The following is a 17,291-nucleotide window of genomic DNA, read 5'->3' on the forward strand; positions in this document are numbered from 1 at the left end:
CATTGAGTATAAAATCCAGTTTAAATTTGTTAAACCAGCCTATAAGGCAATAAAAATAGAAAAGAGAGAAAAACTATGGCAGTTCAAATGGAATACGAAAAAGATGTTAAAGTAGCAGCGCTTGACGGTAAAAAAATCGCCGTAATCGGTTATGGTTCACAAGGACATGCGCATGCGCAAAACTTGCGTGACTCAGGTCGTGATGTCATCATCGGTGTGCGTCCAGGTAAATCTTTTGACAAAGCAAAAGAAGATGGTTTTGACACTTACACAGTAGCAGAAGCAACTAAATTGGCTGACGTTATCATGATCTTGGCACCAGACGAAATCCAACAAGAATTGTACGAAGCAGAAATCGCTCCAAACTTGGAAGCTGGAAATGCTGTTGGATTTGCTCATGGTTTCAATATCCACTTTGAATTTATCAAAGTTCCTGCAGATGTAGATGTCTTCATGTGTGCTCCTAAAGGACCAGGACACTTGGTACGTCGTACTTACGAAGAAGGATTTGGTGTGCCAGCTCTTTACGCAGTTTACCAAGATGCTACAGGAAATGCTAAAAACATTGCTATGGACTGGTGTAAAGGTGTTGGGGCAGCTCGTGTTGGTTTGCTTGAAACAACTTACAAAGAAGAAACTGAAGAAGATTTGTTTGGTGAACAAGCCGTACTTTGTGGTGGTTTGACTGCCCTTATCGAAGCAGGTTTTGAAGTCTTGACAGAAGCAGGCTATGCCCCAGAATTGGCTTACTTTGAAGTTCTTCATGAAATGAAATTGATCGTTGACTTGATCTATGAAGGTGGATTCAAGAAAATGCGTCAATCTATCTCAAACACTGCTGAATACGGTGACTATGTATCAGGTCCACGTGTGATTACTGAGCAAGTTAAAGAAAACATGAAAGCTGTTTTGGCAGATATCCAAAATGGAAAATTTGCAAATGACTTTGTAAATGACTACAAGGCTGGTCGTCCAAAATTAACTGCTTACCGTGAACAAGCAGCTAACCTTGAAATTGAAAAAGTTGGTGCAGAATTGCGTAAAGCAATGCCTTTCGTTGGTAAAAACGACGACGACGCATTCAAAATCTACAATTAATTCTTGTAAAGAGAGACAGAAGGCGAGTTGGGGGTACCTAACTCGTTTTTTATCTTGAAAAGTACTTGAGGAGGAGACAATGCTAAGTGCAAAAGATGTGGTGAGAGCCCACAAAGTTTTGAGTGGTGTAGTAGTTGATACACCACTAGAATATGATCATTATTTATCAGAAAAATACCAAGCAAAGATTTATCTCAAAAAGGAGAATGCGCAACGAGTTCGCTCTTTTAAGATTCGTGGAGCCTATTATGCCATTTCTCAACTATCAAAAGAAGAACGCGAGCGTGGTGTAGTCTGTGCCTCTGCGGGAAATCATGCCCAAGGTGTCGCCTATACTTGTAATGAGATGAAGATTCCTGCAACCATTTTTATGCCCATCACAACACCGCAACAAAAGATTGGGCAGGTTCGCTTTTTCGGTGGAGAGTTCGTGACAATCAAGTTGGTTGGGGATACCTTTGATGCTTCTGCTAAGGCAGCACAAGAATTTACATTGACAGAAAACCGCACCTTTATCGATCCTTTTGATGATGCGCATGTTCAGGCTGGTCAAGGGACTGTAGCCTATGAGATTCTTGAAGAAGCCCGTAAAGAGTCTATTGATTTTGACACAGTACTTGTACCAGTAGGTGGTGGCGGATTGATTGCCGGTGTTTCTACTTATATTAAGGAAACCAACCCGACCATTGAAGTGATTGGGGTAGAAGCTAATGGTGCTCGCTCTATGAAAGCTGCCTTTGAAGCTGGGGGACCAGTTAAGCTCAAAGAAATTGATAAGTTCGCTGATGGGATAGCCGTACAGAAGGTTGGACAATTAACCTATGAAGCGACTCGTAAGAATGTTGAAACGCTGATTGGGGTGGACGAGGGATTGATTTCCGAAACCTTGATTGATCTTTATTCCAAACAAGGTATTGTAGCAGAACCAGCCGGAGCTGCCAGTGTTGCAGCCTTGGAAGTTTTATCAGACTATATCAAAGGCAAGACGATTTGTTGTATCATTTCTGGAGGAAATAACGATATCAACCGTATGCCGGAGATGGAAGAACGTGCCTTGATTTACGATGGAATCAAGCATTACTTTGTAGTGAATTTTCCACAACGTCCTGGAGCTCTCCGAGAGTTTGTAAATGATATTTTAGGGCCAAATGATGACATCACTCGTTTTGAATATATCAAACGAGCAAGCAAGGGGACAGGTCCTGTCTTGATTGGGGTAGCCCTTGCCAATAAGCATGACTATGCTGGATTGATTCATCGAATGGAAAAGTTTGACCCATCTTATATTAATTTGAATGGGAACGAAACGTTGTATAATATGCTAGTTTAAGCTAAAATAAAATTATTATCATATTATTTGCGTAATAATGATGATGGTGCTATAATGATGGTGACGAAAGGGGGAGATTCCCATGGTTTTACAAATTTTACTTGTTTTATTATTTTTAGTGGTGATTGCATCAGTGATTATGGTTAGTTCTGTGTATATGGTTCGACAACAATCTGTCGCTATCATAGAACGCTTTGGTAAATACCAAAAGTTGAGCAATAGTGGTATTCATTTACGAGCTCCTTTTGGAATTGATAGGATTGCGGCAAGAGTTCAACTACGCTTGTTGCAAAGTGAGATTGTTGTAGAGACAAAGACGCAAGATAATGTATTTGTAACGATGAATGTGGCAACTCAGTATCGAGTGAATGAAAATAATGTCACAGACGCTTATTATAAATTGATGCGTCCAGAAGCCCAAATTAAATCCTATATTGAAGATGCTTTGCGTTCATCTGTACCAAAGCTAACCCTAGATGAGTTGTTTGAGAAGAAGGATGAAATCGCCTTAGAAGTTCAAAAACAAGTGGCTGAAGAAATGTCTACATATGGGTATATCATTGTCAAAACGCTGATTACTAAGGTTGAACCTGATGCTGAAGTAAAACAATCAATGAATGAAATTAACGCGGCTCAACGTAAGAGAGTGGCGGCGCAAGAACTTGCTGAAGCAGATAAGATTAAAATCGTGACCGCAGCAGAAGCAGAAGCAGAAAAAGATCGCCTACATGGTGTAGGGATTGCAGAACAGCGTAAAGCAATTGTTGACGGACTAGCTGATTCTATCCAAGAGTTAAAGGGAGCCAATGTTGAGCTAACTGAAGAACAAATCATGTCTATCCTATTAACGAACCAGTATTTAGATACGTTGAATAATTTTGCAGATAAAGAGGGTAATAATACAATCTTCCTACCAGCAAATCCTAATGGAGTCGAGGACATAAGAACTCATATATTATCGGCTTTAAAAGCCAAATAAAAATATGCAGAATAATATAGTTACGACGAATATATGTTTTTTTATTGACAAACGAAATAAAAACGTATACAATTAAGTATTGTAAAGAATAATTTAGGAGAAGAACATGGCTAAGTCGAACTTTGAAAAAGTAGAAGCAGTTGTTGGCTGGGTTCGTGATAAGAAAATCACAGGCTACCGTATCTCTAAAGAAACGAATGCGCGTGAAATGTCTATCATTGCTCTAGCACAAGGACGCGCAAAAGTTAAAAATATTTCATTTGAAACAGCTCTTGGTTTAATCGATTTCTATGAAAAAAATCATGAAAAATTTGAAGATTAAACTGTGGTCACAGGCAGATTCCTGAATCGAGTCTGCCTTTTCTTTACAATTACAAATTAAAAAGACTGCATAAAGAATGCAGTCTTTGTTTATTAGCTGAGATAACGTTGAAGAAATTCTTTTGTCCGTTTTTCTTTAGGGTTCGTGAAGAGGTCTTCTGGTTTGCCTTCTTCAGCAATGACGCCCTTATCCATAAAGATGACACGGTGAGAGACATCGCGAGCGAACTCCATTTCGTGGGTTACGACGATCATGGTCAAGCCTTCTTGAGCCAAATCCTGCATAATTTTGAGGACTTCTCCGACCATTTCAGGGTCAAGGGCAGATGTTGGTTCGTCGAAGAGAATGGCGTCAGGATTCATGGAGAGGGCGCGGGCGATAGCCACGCGTTGTTTTTGTCCCCCTGAGAGTTGTTTGGGCTTGGCTTGCCAGTAACGTTCTCCCATACCGACTTTTTCGAGATTCTCTTTGGCAATTTTCTCAGCTTCAGAGTGGTCGCGTTTGAGTACAGTCGTTTGAGCAACGATCGTATTTTCAAGGACATTCAGATTTTCAAAGAGATTGAAAGATTGGAAAACCATACCGAGTTTTTCACGATAATGGGTGAGGTTATAGCCTTTTTCTAAGACATTTTCTCCTCGATAGAGAATCTCTCCCTCTGTAGGTGTCTCTAGTAAATTAATCGAACGAAGGAAGGTTGATTTTCCGCTTCCTGAGCTCCCGATGATGGAAATAACCTCTCCTTTATGGACGGCGAGAGAAATGTCTTTTAGCACTTCGTTTTGCCCATATGATTTTTTGAGGTGTTTGATTTCAAGGATTGGTTGTGTCATTTTTTCAAATCCTCCGTTTGCATTTGGTTAGCACCTGTAGTGTAAGTATCCATGTCCATACGACGCTCGATGAAGCGTAGGATACGGGTCACAGTAAAGGTGAGGACAAAGTAAATCACGGCGATGATGGTAAAGGTCTGGAAGTATTGATAGGTTTGTGTTGCTACAGTATTTCCTGAGAAATAAAGCTCAACAACTGAAATAACGTTCAATACAGAGGTATCTTTGATATTGATGACAAACTCATTACCAGTAGCAGGTAGAATATTACGGACAACCTGAGGCAGGACAATCTTACGCATGGTTTGATTGTGGGTCATACCAAGAGCAGTTGCAGCTTCAAACTGTCCTTTGTCAACTGCTAGAATACCACCACGAACGATCTCTGTCATGTAGGCACCCGTGTTGATTGAGACGATGAAGATAGCGGCTAGTGTGCGGTCAAGATTGATACCGAAAGCTTGGGCAGTTCCATAGTAGATAACCATAGATTGAACAATCATCGGTGTACCACGGAAGATCTCGATATAGACATTGAGAATCCAACCGACTAGTTTCTGTAGGGCGTACATTGCCTTGTTCTCAGATAGTGGAGCGGTACGGAAGACCCCGATCGCAAGTCCGATAAGGAGACCTGTGATGGTTCCGATAATGGAGATTAAGAGTGTGATACCAGCACCACGCAAGAGTTGTTGCCAGTTCTCAGAAAGAATCTTAGCGACTTGGCTAAAGAAACTACTTTCTTCCTCTGTTGTTGTAGACTCCACAGGTTGCTCTTTGATCATACGATCCATGAGGGCTACTTGTTCATCCTTAGAGATGTTTTCGATACTGGCATTGATTTGGCTGATGCGGCTGTCATCTTTACGAAGTCCAATGGCAATAGCTGTATCTTCTTCGCCAGTTTTGAAACCTGGTTGAGGTTGGATCATTTTGAACTTAGCGTTAGCAGACTCAGCGGTCATTGCTTCAGGTCGTTCAGAAACATAGGCATCAATAACACCAGCTTCCAGAGCTTGACGCATTTGGGCGAAGTCACCCATAGCTGTTTCTTTTTTGGCACCTGGAATTTGGGAAATCAGGTCATAAAGATAAACACCTTGTTGAGACGTGATTTTTGCTCCGCTAAAGTCTTCCAAAGATTTGGCATTCGCATAGGCAGAGTCCTTTTTGACCAATAGAACCGGTTCGCTAGTATAGTAACTGCTTGAAAAAGCAATTTCTTGTTTGCGTTCAGCAGTTGGGCTCATACCGGCAATGATCATATCAATTTTGCCAGAAGTAAGGGCTGGAACAAGTCCTTCCCATTTGGTTTTTACGACCAAAGGTTCTTTGCCTAAGTCTTTGGCAATCTTTTTAGCGATTTGGACATCGTAGCCATTGGCATATTGGTTGGTACCGTCAATTTTGACAGCGCCGTTACTATCGTCGTCTTGAGTCCAGTTGAAGGGAGCGTAAGCTGCCTCCATCCCGATGCGTAAATATTCGTCGGCTTGGACTTGGCTAACTAGTCCTAAGGTAAGGGCTAGGCTAGCAAGGATAGATAAGCATAATTTTTTCATGTTTTCTCCTATTTCTAGTCTAAAAATGACTCTCTCTATTGTATCTAAAAATAGTGAGATTTTCAATACAAGTAAGCCTTTACTTATAAAAAATGATATAATGGTAAAAAGATTGAAAGGGAACCGATTATGAAAAAAAGATGGCTGTTGGCTTTGGTATTTACTTATTTATTATTTATACCGAGCCTGGTTTTTGCAGTAGACTTTGATATCTTATCCTATCAGGGGGATTTGAATATTCATGCAGATAATACTGCAATTTTTAAGGAAACAATTACCTACCGCTTTGGAGATGATTACAATGGTCAGTTAGTTGGGCTCGGAAAAGCTGGGAAAATGCCGGAAGGATTTGACATTGATCCCGACCCGACCGTTCAGGTCTCTAAAAATGGAAGAATTGTTCAAAATGTTTCCTTCTATACTATGGAGGAAGAGGACGGCTACAAGGTAAAAATTTACAATGCTGGATATGCCGGAGATACTGTTCGGGTAACGGTTACCTGGAAACTAACAAACCTTCTCTTCTTATATAAGGATATCGCAGAGCTAAATTGGCAACCCTTGACCGATAGTACTGGAGACATCAAAGAGATTGAGTTTAAGATTAGCTCTGATACCCCAGCAGAGAAACTCTATTTTCATGCAGGCCAACTCCTAAGGGACTCTAGTGTTGAAAAAGTAAATAATCTCTATCATGTCAAAATGAAAGACCTTCCTAGAAAGCGACAGATCGAATTACACGCATACTGGCCTAGAAGTGCTTTTGCAGGAGCTCCAGATCAAGGGTTAGAGGAAGAACGTTTAACCGATTTTAACCGGATTGAAAGCAATATAGCAACAGAAAAAGCGCAAAGTGAGATTTTGATGAAATGGGTATTCCCCGTCATTTTTATGAGTCTCTTACTTCTAGTTCCTATCTTCTATAGGATGTTTCGTCAGAGTACAAGCATTAAAAAGGTCTTTCCAAAAGATCACAGGCTTTATGAACCACCGATGGATTTGCCTCCAATGGTTTTAGCAGAAGCAGTGTATTCAACGTCCTTAGAGGAAGTCAATCCCCTAAACAAATCAGGGTTTGGTAAATTTACTTTTGAACGTTTGATTCAGGCAACCTTGTTGGATTTAGTAGATCGAGGTCATTTATCTATTTTCCAAGGTGATGAGGAACCTTATGTGCGCATTATCAGTGAAAAGGGTTTGTCCAATTTTGAGAAAGAATGTCTACGCATGACCTTGTCAAATAAGAAAGAATTGGCTATTTCAGAGCTCTTCCCTGATTACCAAGTTTCATCTTCCCTTTACCGTGGTGCCAAAGAGTCAGATGAAAAACATATCCGAGAAACAGGCTCGCGTCTCAAACGCTCCTTTGAAGGAAGACTTCAACGCATTCAGTCTTGTGTCAAGGATAAGGTCCATGTACTTCGTATCCCAAGCTACTATCGTCCTTTGACAAGTGAGGAACGTCGCCTTGCTCTCGGGATGCGGGTCTGTTCAGCCATAACAGCTCTAGGTGGATTGCTTTTCTTTTATTATAGTTGGCAAACACATGGCTTCTTTTCGATCCCGTTTCTACTTTTAGGATTGACAGGATTAGGGACTAGTTTCTGGGTTTATCTTGCCACGCGAGGGGCCTATCGTGATGGAGTTCTAACAGAGGAAGGAGCAGAAATCTTCTATCTCTGGACGAGTTTTGAAAATATGCTTCGCGACATCGCTCATCTGGATCAGGCCGAGCTAGAGAGCATCGTCCTTTGGAATCGTCTACTGGTCTATGCGACTCTCTTTGGTTATGCCAAGAAGGTGAGCAAGTTAATGAAAGTCCGCCATATTCAGCTTGAAAATCCAGATTTGAATCTTTATGTAGCCTATGGTTGGCACTCACAGTTCTACACCTCAACTGCACAAATCAAGCAATATACTGCTGTCGCAAATACAGCTAGCAATTACTCTGTATCTTCTGGAAGTGGTTCTTCAGGTGGAGGATTCTCAGGAGGCGGAGGCGGTGGTAGCATCGGCGCCTTCTAAAAAATCTATCGCAACATCTGAAATTATGTTATAATAGAGGACAGAAAAAGGAGTAATGTATGTATTTTATTGAAATTTTGAAGTCAATCTTTTTTGGGATTGTTGAAGGAATTACGGAATGGTTGCCCATTTCAAGTACTGGCCACTTGATCTTGGTTGAAGAATTTGTACAATACAAGGACCAGAATGAAGCCTTCATGTCCATGTTTAATGTTGTCATTCAGCTTGGTGCCATTTTAGCAGTTATGGTCATTTACTTTAACAAGCTTAACCCTTTCAAACCTGGTAAAACTAAGGTAGAAGTTCGTAGAACTTGGCAATTGTGGTCAAAAGTCTTCGTTGCGACCTTGCCTTTGCTATTGGTTTTTAAATTAGATGATTGGTTTGATGCCAACTTCCATAACATGGTTTCAGTTGCAATCATGTTGATTATCTATGGTGTTGCCTTTATCTACCTTGAAAAACGAAATAAGGCGCAAGCCATTGAACCAACAGTGACAGAGCTAGACAAGTTGCCCTATAAAACAGCCCTTTACATTGGGCTCTTCCAAGTCCTCGCCCTCTTTCCAGGAACGAGCCGTTCAGGTGCGACGATCGTTGGTGGTTTGTTAAATGGAACAAGCCGCTCAGTCGTAACAGAGTTCACCTTCTATCTCGGAATTCCTGTTATGTTCGGAGCCAGCGCTTTAAAGATTTTCAAATTTATTAAAGCAGGTCAACTCTTGAGTTTTGGACAACTGTTCTTGCTCTTGGTTGCCATGGGTGTTGCCTTTGCGGTCAGCATGGTTGCTATTCGTTTCTTGACCAGTTATGTGAAAAAACACGACTTTACACTCTTTGGGAAATACCGTATCGTACTCGGTAGTGTCTTGTTGCTCTATAGTTTTGTGCGTTTGTTTGTATAAGAAAAAAGCTTGAGGGAATTTTCCTTCAAGCTTTTTAAAATCCTGTCACTGTAATTCCTAGTAAACGGATACCTTTTTCTTTGTCAGCCAGTTCTTCGTAGAGTTGAAGGGCAGTTTGAGAAATCTGACTAGTGTCCTGTGTTGCTTGTGGGAGGCTTTTTCGTCTAGTCAGAGTGGAAAAGTCAGCATATCGTATTTTTAGGATAATGATTTTTCCAGCTTTGTCCTGCGTGCTGAGATTGAGAGCTACCTTTTCAGAGAGTAGAGTCAGCTCTTTTTTGATGTCTTCTTCTACTTGTAGGATCTTTCCGTAGGTTTTTTCCTTGCCGATGGACTTACGAATGCGATTGGACTTGACTGGAGAATTGTGAATACCACGAGCCTTTCGATAAAGATCATAACCAAGTCTGCCAAATCGATCGATTAAAGTAACTTCAGAAACGTCCAGTAAGTCTGCGCCAGTATAAATTCCCATTTCATGAAGGCGTTTAACTGTTTTTTTGCCCACACCATGGAATTTAGCAATGTCCATTTGTTTGAGAAAGTCTTGGGCTTGATCTGGGAGAATCACTGTCAAACCATGTGGTTTTTGATAATCACTAGCCATTTTGGCTAAGAATTTATTGTAGGAAACGCCAGCAGAAGCAGTCAGTTGTAGCTCTCTCCATATATCTTGTTGAATCAATCGGGCAATTTTAACTGCTGACTTGATACCGAGTTTATTTTCTGTTACATCCAAGTAGGCTTCGTCAATGCTCATAGGCTCAATCAAATCAGTGTAGCGTTTAAAAATAGCTCGAATCTCAAGCCCCACAGTCTTATACTTTTCATAATTTCCAGAGATAAAGACAGCTTGGGGACAGCGCTCATAAGCTTCTTTAGAGCTCATGGCTGAATGAACACCAAAAGCTCGTGCCTCATAGCTACAGGTAGAAACGACACCACGCCCACCTGTTTGTCTGGGGTCGCTTCCGATAATGACAGGTTTGCCCTTTAACTTGGGATTATCTCTTATTTCCACCGCAGCAAAAAAGGCATCCATGTCGATATGGATGATTTTTCTGGACAAATCATTTATCAATGGAAATATGAGCATTTCAATCCCTTTCTAGTGTCATTTTATATTTATTATACCCTTTTTTCTGAAAAAATGGGAAAGTTCAACCTGACTTTCAAAAATATAATACAGATAAGAGCAAAAAAGAGACTGTATTATAAAAGAAAGCGTCTAAAATACTGATTTTCTCTTGTTGAAATCGGTTACTGTATGGTATACTTGTCTCAAGAATGTAACAGATGACTGTTACTAGAAAAAGAGGACATTAACATGGTTGTTAAGACAGTTGTTGAAGCACAAGATATTTTTGATAAAGCTTGGGAAGGCTTCAAAGGCGTAGATTGGAAAGAAAAAGCAAGTATTTCTCGCTTCGTTCAAGCTAACTACACACCTTACGATGGAGATGAAAGTTTCCTTGCTGGACCAACAGAACGTTCACTTCACATCAAAAAAATCGTAGAAGAAACAAAAGCACACTACGAAGAAACTCGTTTCCCAATGGACACTCGTCCAACATCTATTGCTGATATTCCTGCTGGATTTATCGACAAAGAAAATGAAGTTATCTTCGGTATCCAAAACGATGAACTCTTCAAATTGAACTTCATGCCAAAAGGTGGTATCCGTATGGCTGAAACTACTTTGAAGGAAAATGGATATGAACCAGATCCAGCTGTTCACGAAATCTTCACTAAATACGTAACAACAGTTAACGACGGTATCTTCCGTGCCTACACTTCAAACATTCGTCGCGCTCGTCACGCTCACACTGTAACTGGTCTTCCAGATGCCTACTCACGTGGACGTATCATCGGTGTTTACGCACGTCTTGCTCTTTACGGTGCAGACTACTTGATGCAAGAAAAAGTAAACGACTGGAATGCGATCAAAGAAATTGATGAAGAAACAATCCGTCTTCGTGAAGAAGTAAACCTTCAATACCAAGCATTGCAACAAGTTGTTCGCTTGGGTGACCTTTACGGAGTTGATGTCCGCAAACCAGCGATGAACACGAAAGAAGCAATCCAATGGGTTAACATCGCCTTCATGGCTGTCTGCCGTGTTATCAACGGTGCTGCAACATCTCTAGGACGTGTGCCAATCGTATTGGATATCTTTGCAGAACGTGACCTTGCTCGCGGTACATTTACTGAATCAGAAATCCAAGAGTTCGTTGATGATTTCGTTATGAAACTTCGTACAGTTAAATTTGCTCGTACAAAAGCTTATGACCAATTGTACTCAGGTGACCCAACCTTCATCACAACTTCTATGGCTGGTATGGGTAACGACGGTCGTCACCGTGTTACTAAGATGGACTACCGTTTCTTGAACACTCTTGACAACATCGGTAACTCACCAGAACCAAACTTGACAGTTCTTTGGACTGACAAATTGCCTTACAACTTCCGTCGCTACTGTATGCACATGAGCCACAAACACTCTTCTATCCAATACGAAGGTGTAACAACAATGGCTAAAGACGGATACGGAGAAATGAGCTGTATCTCATGCTGTGTGTCACCACTTGACCCAGAAAACGAAGATCAACGCCACAACATCCAGTACTTCGGTGCTCGTGTAAACGTTCTTAAAGCTCTTCTTACTGGTTTGAACGGTGGTTACGACGATGTTCACAAAGACTACAAAGTATTTGACATCGATCCTATCCGTGACGAAGTTCTTGAATTTGAATCAGTTAAAGCGAACTTTGAAAAATCTCTTGACTGGTTGACTGACACTTACGTAGACGCTTTGAACATCATCCACTACATGACTGACAAGTACAACTACGAAGCTGTTCAAATGGCCTTCTTGCCAACTAAACAACGTGCTAACATGGGATTCGGTATCTGTGGATTTGCTAACACTGTTGATACATTGTCAGCGATTAAATACGCTACTGTTAAACCAATCCGTGACGAAAATGGCTACATCTATGATTACGAAACAATCGGTGAATACCCACGTTGGGGTGAAGATGACCCACGTTCAAACGAATTGGCAGAATGGTTGATCGAAGCTTATACAACTCGTCTACGTAGCCACAAACTATACAAAGACGCAGAAGCTACTGTATCACTTTTGACAATCACATCTAACGTTGCTTACTCTAAACAAACTGGTAACTCACCAGTCCACAAAGGTGTATACCTCAACGAAGATGGTTCTGTGAACTTGTCTAAACTTGAATTCTTCTCACCAGGTGCGAACCCATCTAACAAAGCTAAAGGTGGATGGTTGCAAAACTTGAACTCACTTGCTAGCCTTGACTTTGGTTACGCAGCTGACGGTATCTCATTGACAACTCAAGTTTCTCCACGTGCTCTTGGTAAGACTCGTGACGAGCAAGTTGATAACTTGGTAACAATCCTTGATGGTTACTTCGAAAACGGTGGACAACACGTTAACTTGAACGTTATGGACTTGAACGATGTTTACGAAAAGATTATGTCAGGTGAAGACGTTATCGTACGTATCTCTGGATACTGTGTAAACACTAAATACCTCACTCCAGAACAAAAAACTGAATTGACACAACGTGTCTTCCACGAAGTTCTTTCAATGGATGACGCATTGAGCTAAGATTCAATTAGAATGAAAAGAAAGCCAGTCAAAATGACTGGCTTTTTACTATAATATCAAAGATTGGCCTAATTGTAGATATAATATATATTAAGCTATTTATATCAGTTTACCGATATAAATAGTTCAAAATTGAATGGCTAGGTTATAGAATGGTGCAAATACGTGTATTTTTAAGTTAATATACTTGAATAGATTGTATTGAAATGTTATAATATATCAGATAAACTCTAGTTAGTGATAGGGGTTGTCAAAATAGTATGATGTAATCTCTTAGGGAGATTAGAAATAAAAATTTCATATAGAAAAGAGGAGAAGAAATGTCGAAAAGCAAAGCGTTAAACATGCTTTCTAAATTTTCTGCGTTAACTTTTGCTATTTTAGCTCTAGCATCTGTTTTGGTAGGGATTGTTAAAGCAGATAATCCTGTTTCAAAAGAATTGACACAAGTAATTACAGGCATCGATCTATTAGATGCTTCAGACACTAAGCAAAATGTGAGTTCAGAAGGAGATTTCTCGCTTCGTACGAATTTAGCATATAAGCTTCGCGTGACCTTTGATCTCAAACAGTATAATGAACATCTGAATAATGGAGATTATTTTACCTTTGATATACCTGCTCCTATGGCAGTTTATGAAGGGAGTCAGGATTTAATTGATCCGACAACAAAAGTTACTATTGGAGAAGCAGAAGTGACTTCAAATGGTACTGATCAAGGTGGGAAAGCAAAAATCACCTTAAAAAACTTGGATAAATATCTAGAGAAAACTGGTGGAGATAAGGTAAAGGATGTGTCAGGGAATTTTTCTGTTACTTTTAGATTCTTAAAGGATCAGAATAAAACCCGTATTAACTTTAATTCATCCTCATTGAAGCAAGAAGTGACTCACATTTATTCCTCAAAAACAATCGATGGTCCCAAAGTTGGTACTGAAAATTATGCTAAAATTGGGGGTCGTGCTGCCCTTGAAAGTTGGAACTCTCCAAAACTGGCTGAGATTGGTTCGGTTAGCAAGGGAGATGCATGGTCTACCTGGCGTGTACGTGTAAATACAGAGAAACAAGACTTAGGACAAAATATTGTATTACATGATACTATACCAAATGATGATACTAGTTACACTCCTGCACAGTATATTCCTGAGACTCTAAAAGTGTATAAGGCAAATATCACTGTTGGGACTTCTGCTGTTCCAGATGATGCAGTTTTGTTAACTGAGGGACAAGACTATACCGTTTCGTGGAACGAAAACTATACTTCATTTGATATCATTTTTAAAGATGGAACGACCTCTTATATAGTCTCTTATAACACAACAACTCCTAATGATGGAAGTAAAGTAGGAAATAGGGTTGCTCTGTCATTGGCTGACGGGACTAAATTAGCACAGAATACAAGTCGTCCGGGAGCACTTGATATGACAGCTGAGGCGACGTCTTTGATTTCTGGAACGATTGTAGCATCTACTGCTTACCAAATTAAGATTCATAAGACTGATGCCTTCACTCTTGCTCCGGTTTCGGGTGCGGTATATACTGTGACAGCAGCAGATGATGCAAGTGAAACAACAGAAGTGACTACGAATGAAAAAGGAGTAGCGCTTACGAAAACTTATGATCAGAAATGGGAAGGTAAAACGTTTAAGATCAAAGAGAAGACTGCCCCAGCAGGTTATAAACTAGATGAAAAAGAGTATACAGTTAAACTCGGTGCTGCGGGTTCTACTATTCATCTTAAAGATGAACCTGTTCCAGCTGTATTCAATGTGACGGCTAAGAAAGTAGTAGAAGGACGTACAGATAAACTTCCAAAAGCGGATGAGTTTACCTTTAACCTATTTTCTGCAGAGAACTTGAAGGACCCTGTAGCCACAGCAAAATCAAAAGCTGATGGAACTATTACCTTTGAGAATCTCCAAGTAAAAGGTGCGGGAACTTATCACTACATCATCAAAGAGGACACTTCAACAGCAGTTGCAGGCGTTACATTTGATACAGAAGCCAAGGAAGTTACTGTAGCAGCAACTTTCCAAAGTGGAGTTTTAACAGCAACTGTCACATCTGCAGAACCAACTTTCACTAACACTTATAAAGTAACTCCAGCTAAAGAAACTATCACAGCTAAGAAAGTCTTGAACGGTAAAGAACTTGAAGCTGATAAATACGAATTCGAACTTAAAAAAGGTGAAGAAGTCGTTGCGACAGCTAAAAACGCTGCAGACGGCACCGTTACTTTCAAAGAAATTGAGTTCGAAACAGCAGGTGATTACACTTACACTATCACTGAAAAAGCAGGTAGTGAAAAAGGTGTGACATACGATACTGTTAAACACGAAGTTAAGGTAAAAGTTACAGATAACGGCCAAGGTCAACTTGTTGCAACTGTTACAGGTAACAACCCAACCTTCACCAACACCTATAAAGCAGCTAAAACAAGTGCAACGATTACAGCTAAGAAAGTCTTGGAAGGTAAAGCCCTTGAAGCTGATAAATACGAATTCGAGCTTAAAGAAGGTGACAAAGTCGTTGCGACAGCTAAAAACGCTGCAGACGGTACTGTTACTTTCAAAGAAATCGAATACAATGAAGCAGGCGACCACACTTACACTATCTCAGAAAAAGCAGGTAGCGAAGCAGGTGTGACATACGACACTGCTACACATGAAGTGACAGTAAACGTTACAGATAACGGTCAAGGTCAACTTGAGGCGGCTGTTGCAGGTAACAACCCAACCTTCACCAACACTTATAAAGCAGCTCCAGCAAAAATTGCTATTGAAGCTAAAAAAGTTTTGAACGGTAAAGAGCTAGAGATAGATGAGTTTGAGTTTGAACTGAAAGAGGGTGATAAGGTTGTTGCGACAGCAAAGAATGCTGCTGGTGGATTGATTCGTTTTTCTGAAATTAGCTATTCAAAAGCAGGAGTATATAACTATACTATTACAGAAAAGGTTGGCAATAAACTTGGTGTAACTTATGATAAAACAGAACATCCAGCAACTGTAGAAGTGAAAGATAATGGCTCAGGTCAACTTGTCGCGACAGTTACAAGTGAAACACCAGTTTTCGTTAATGACTATAAAGCGGAACCTGCGCAGGCTACAATCAAAGCTAAGAAAGTCTTGAAAGGAAAAGCGCTTGAAGCTGATGCTTATACTTTCGAACTGAAAGAAGGTTCAGACCTTGTAGCTACGGCTAAGAATACTGCCTCAGGAGAAGTTGTCTTCAACGTCACTTTCTCAGCAGCAGGCGATTACGCTTACACTATTACTGAAAAAGCTGGTGACGATAAAACAATCACTTATGATCAAACTGCGTATGAAGTGTTCGTCACTGTTGCGGATGATGGTAAAGGCCAATTGGTTGCGACTGTAGAAGATGCGGATACAGAACGGGTCTTCACAAATATTTATACAGCACCAGCTCCAACAGCTACATCAGCAACACTTGAGTTTACGAAAGAATTGACTGGTCGTACTTTGGTTGATGGTGAGTTCCAATTTGAATTGTACAAAGATGGACAAAAAATTGATACAAAAACAAACCAAGGTGGGAAAGTAACATTTAATACAATCAACTATGATGCAGAAGGTGTTCATACTTATACTGTAAAAGAAGTGAATGCTGGAGCAACTGGTATTACTTACGATACAGAAAAGACTGCAAAGGTAACAGTAACCAAAGATGCAGCAACCAACGCCTTGAAGGCAGCTGTTGAATATCCAGCAGGTAATGTCTTCAAGAATAGCTTCAAAGCACCAGCGGTAGAAGCGACGATTGAAGCAACTAAGAAACTTGAAGGTAAAGAACTTGCGGCTGATGCTTATACTTTCGAATTGAAAGAGAAAGGCGCCGTTGTAGCAGAAGCTAAGAATACTGCTGAAGGTAAAGTAGCTTTTGTTCGTTCATTCGAAGAAGCAGGTACTCATACTTATACCTTGGTTGAAAAAGTTGGTACTGAAGAGGGGATTGAATACGATAAGACTGAGCATACCGTAACAGTCACTGTAGTTGCGGATGATCAAGGTCTCTTGACTGCAAAGGTTTCGTATGCCGATGGTAAAGAAGTTGTATTTACAAATAAATACACTGTTCCAACACCAACACCAGAACCAAATCCAAATCCAGCTCCAAATAATCCAGGAACAACGCCAGATCCAGCACCAACACCAGATCCAACGCCAAATAATCCAGGAACAAATCCAACTCCAGGAACAGAACCAACTGATCCAGGACAAAAGGAGGATCCGAAACCAGCACCCCCAGCTACTGAGAATAAAGGTAAAGCTGAACTTCCAAACACAGGTGAAGCAACCTCTATCCTTTCTGCGCTTGGATTTGTAGTCTTGGCATTGAGTGGATTGGTATTCTTCGTAAAACGTAAAGCTTAAGCTTTCATAGAAGAAACATGAAACTTGGTAAGTGAGAATTCTACTTCTCTCTTAAACTTGATAGAGAAAGTCTCTAGAAAATTCGTTTTCTAGGGGCTTTTTTGTACTTCAAAAAATTTTTTTAAAAATAGTCAAATTTGGTCAAAAAACTATTGACTTTTACTGACTAATGTGATATAGTAGGAACATAAGGAAAATGA

The 17,291-nt window shown here is 40.3% G+C and carries 11 protein-coding genes; 8 read left to right on the forward strand and 3 right to left on the reverse strand.

The genetic code is table 11. The features are described from left to right. Positions 1-75 precede the first annotated feature (75 nt). The 4 genes from ilvC to ACORHV_RS01350 all read left to right on the forward strand — a co-directional run bounded on the left by ilvC (position 76) and on the right by ACORHV_RS01350 (position 3,729). On the forward strand, positions 76-1,098 hold the full coding sequence (gene ilvC, locus ACORHV_RS01335; protein ID WP_000290683.1) for a ketol-acid reductoisomerase: 1,023 nt from the start codon (positions 76-78) through the stop codon (positions 1,096-1,098). 79 nt (positions 1,099-1,177) lie between these two features. Then, positions 1,178-2,428: a threonine ammonia-lyase IlvA gene (gene ilvA, locus ACORHV_RS01340; RefSeq protein WP_000947312.1), complete on the forward strand. Its 1,251-nt coding sequence runs from the start codon at positions 1,178-1,180 to the stop codon at positions 2,426-2,428. Between the two features lie 82 nt (positions 2,429-2,510). After that, entirely contained in the window at positions 2,511-3,407 is an 897-nt protein-coding gene (locus tag ACORHV_RS01345) for an SPFH domain-containing protein (RefSeq protein WP_434398455.1), read from the forward strand. A 106-nt stretch (positions 3,408-3,513) separates the two neighbouring features. Further along, entirely contained in the window at positions 3,514-3,729 is a 216-nt protein-coding gene (locus ACORHV_RS01350; RefSeq protein ID WP_001130031.1) for a hypothetical protein, read from the forward strand. Between the two features lie 92 nt (positions 3,730-3,821). Here the strand turns inward: ACORHV_RS01350 and ACORHV_RS01355 are convergent, their stop codons facing one another. Together ACORHV_RS01355 and ACORHV_RS01360 are read right to left on the reverse strand one after the other, a co-directional pair. Continuing rightward, positions 3,822-4,562, reverse strand: coding sequence for an amino acid ABC transporter ATP-binding protein (locus ACORHV_RS01355; protein ID WP_000193348.1), 741 nt, complete (start codon positions 4,560-4,562; stop codon positions 3,822-3,824). Continuing rightward, positions 4,559-6,124: an ABC transporter substrate-binding protein/permease gene (locus ACORHV_RS01360; protein ID WP_000732042.1), complete on the reverse strand. Its 1,566-nt coding sequence runs from the start codon at positions 6,122-6,124 to the stop codon at positions 4,559-4,561. The genes ACORHV_RS01355 and ACORHV_RS01360 overlap by 4 nt, the downstream gene beginning before the upstream one ends. Before the next feature lie 129 nt (positions 6,125-6,253). On the opposite strand from ACORHV_RS01360, the gene ACORHV_RS01365 reads away from it, so the two are divergent. Both ACORHV_RS01365 and ACORHV_RS01370 read left to right on the forward strand, forming a co-directional pair. Then, a complete protein-coding gene (locus ACORHV_RS01365; RefSeq protein WP_434398458.1) occupies positions 6,254-8,149 on the forward strand; it encodes a DUF2207 family protein in 1,896 nt (631 codons plus the stop codon). Between the two features lie 59 nt (positions 8,150-8,208). Then, positions 8,209-9,054, forward strand: a complete 846-nt coding sequence (locus ACORHV_RS01370) for an undecaprenyl-diphosphate phosphatase (RefSeq protein WP_000273567.1) — start codon at positions 8,209-8,211, stop codon at positions 9,052-9,054. Positions 9,055-9,088: 34 nt separating this feature from the next. Here the strand turns inward: ACORHV_RS01370 and dinB are convergent, their stop codons facing one another. Further along, positions 9,089-10,150 carry a DNA polymerase IV gene (dinB, locus tag ACORHV_RS01375; RefSeq protein WP_000904552.1) on the reverse strand — a complete coding sequence of 354 codons (1,062 nt, stop codon included), beginning with the start codon at positions 10,148-10,150 and terminating at the stop codon, positions 9,089-9,091. 231 nt (positions 10,151-10,381) lie between these two features. Here dinB and pflB point away from each other — a divergent pair, with 231 nt between their 5' ends. After that, the gene (pflB, locus tag ACORHV_RS01380; RefSeq protein ID WP_000260621.1) at positions 10,382-12,697 is read left to right on the forward strand and encodes a formate C-acetyltransferase; all 2,316 of its coding nucleotides are present in this window, start codon (positions 10,382-10,384) and stop codon (positions 12,695-12,697) included. 320 nt (positions 12,698-13,017) lie between these two features. After that, on the forward strand, positions 13,018-17,091 hold the full coding sequence (locus ACORHV_RS01385) for a Spy0128 family protein (RefSeq protein WP_000045552.1): 4,074 nt from the start codon (positions 13,018-13,020) through the stop codon (positions 17,089-17,091). The last annotated feature ends 200 nt before the right edge of the window (positions 17,092-17,291 follow it).

It is taken from the genome of Streptococcus sp. KHUD_016, from assembly GCF_051106465.1.
GTDB lineage: Bacteria > Bacillota > Bacilli > Lactobacillales > Streptococcaceae > Streptococcus.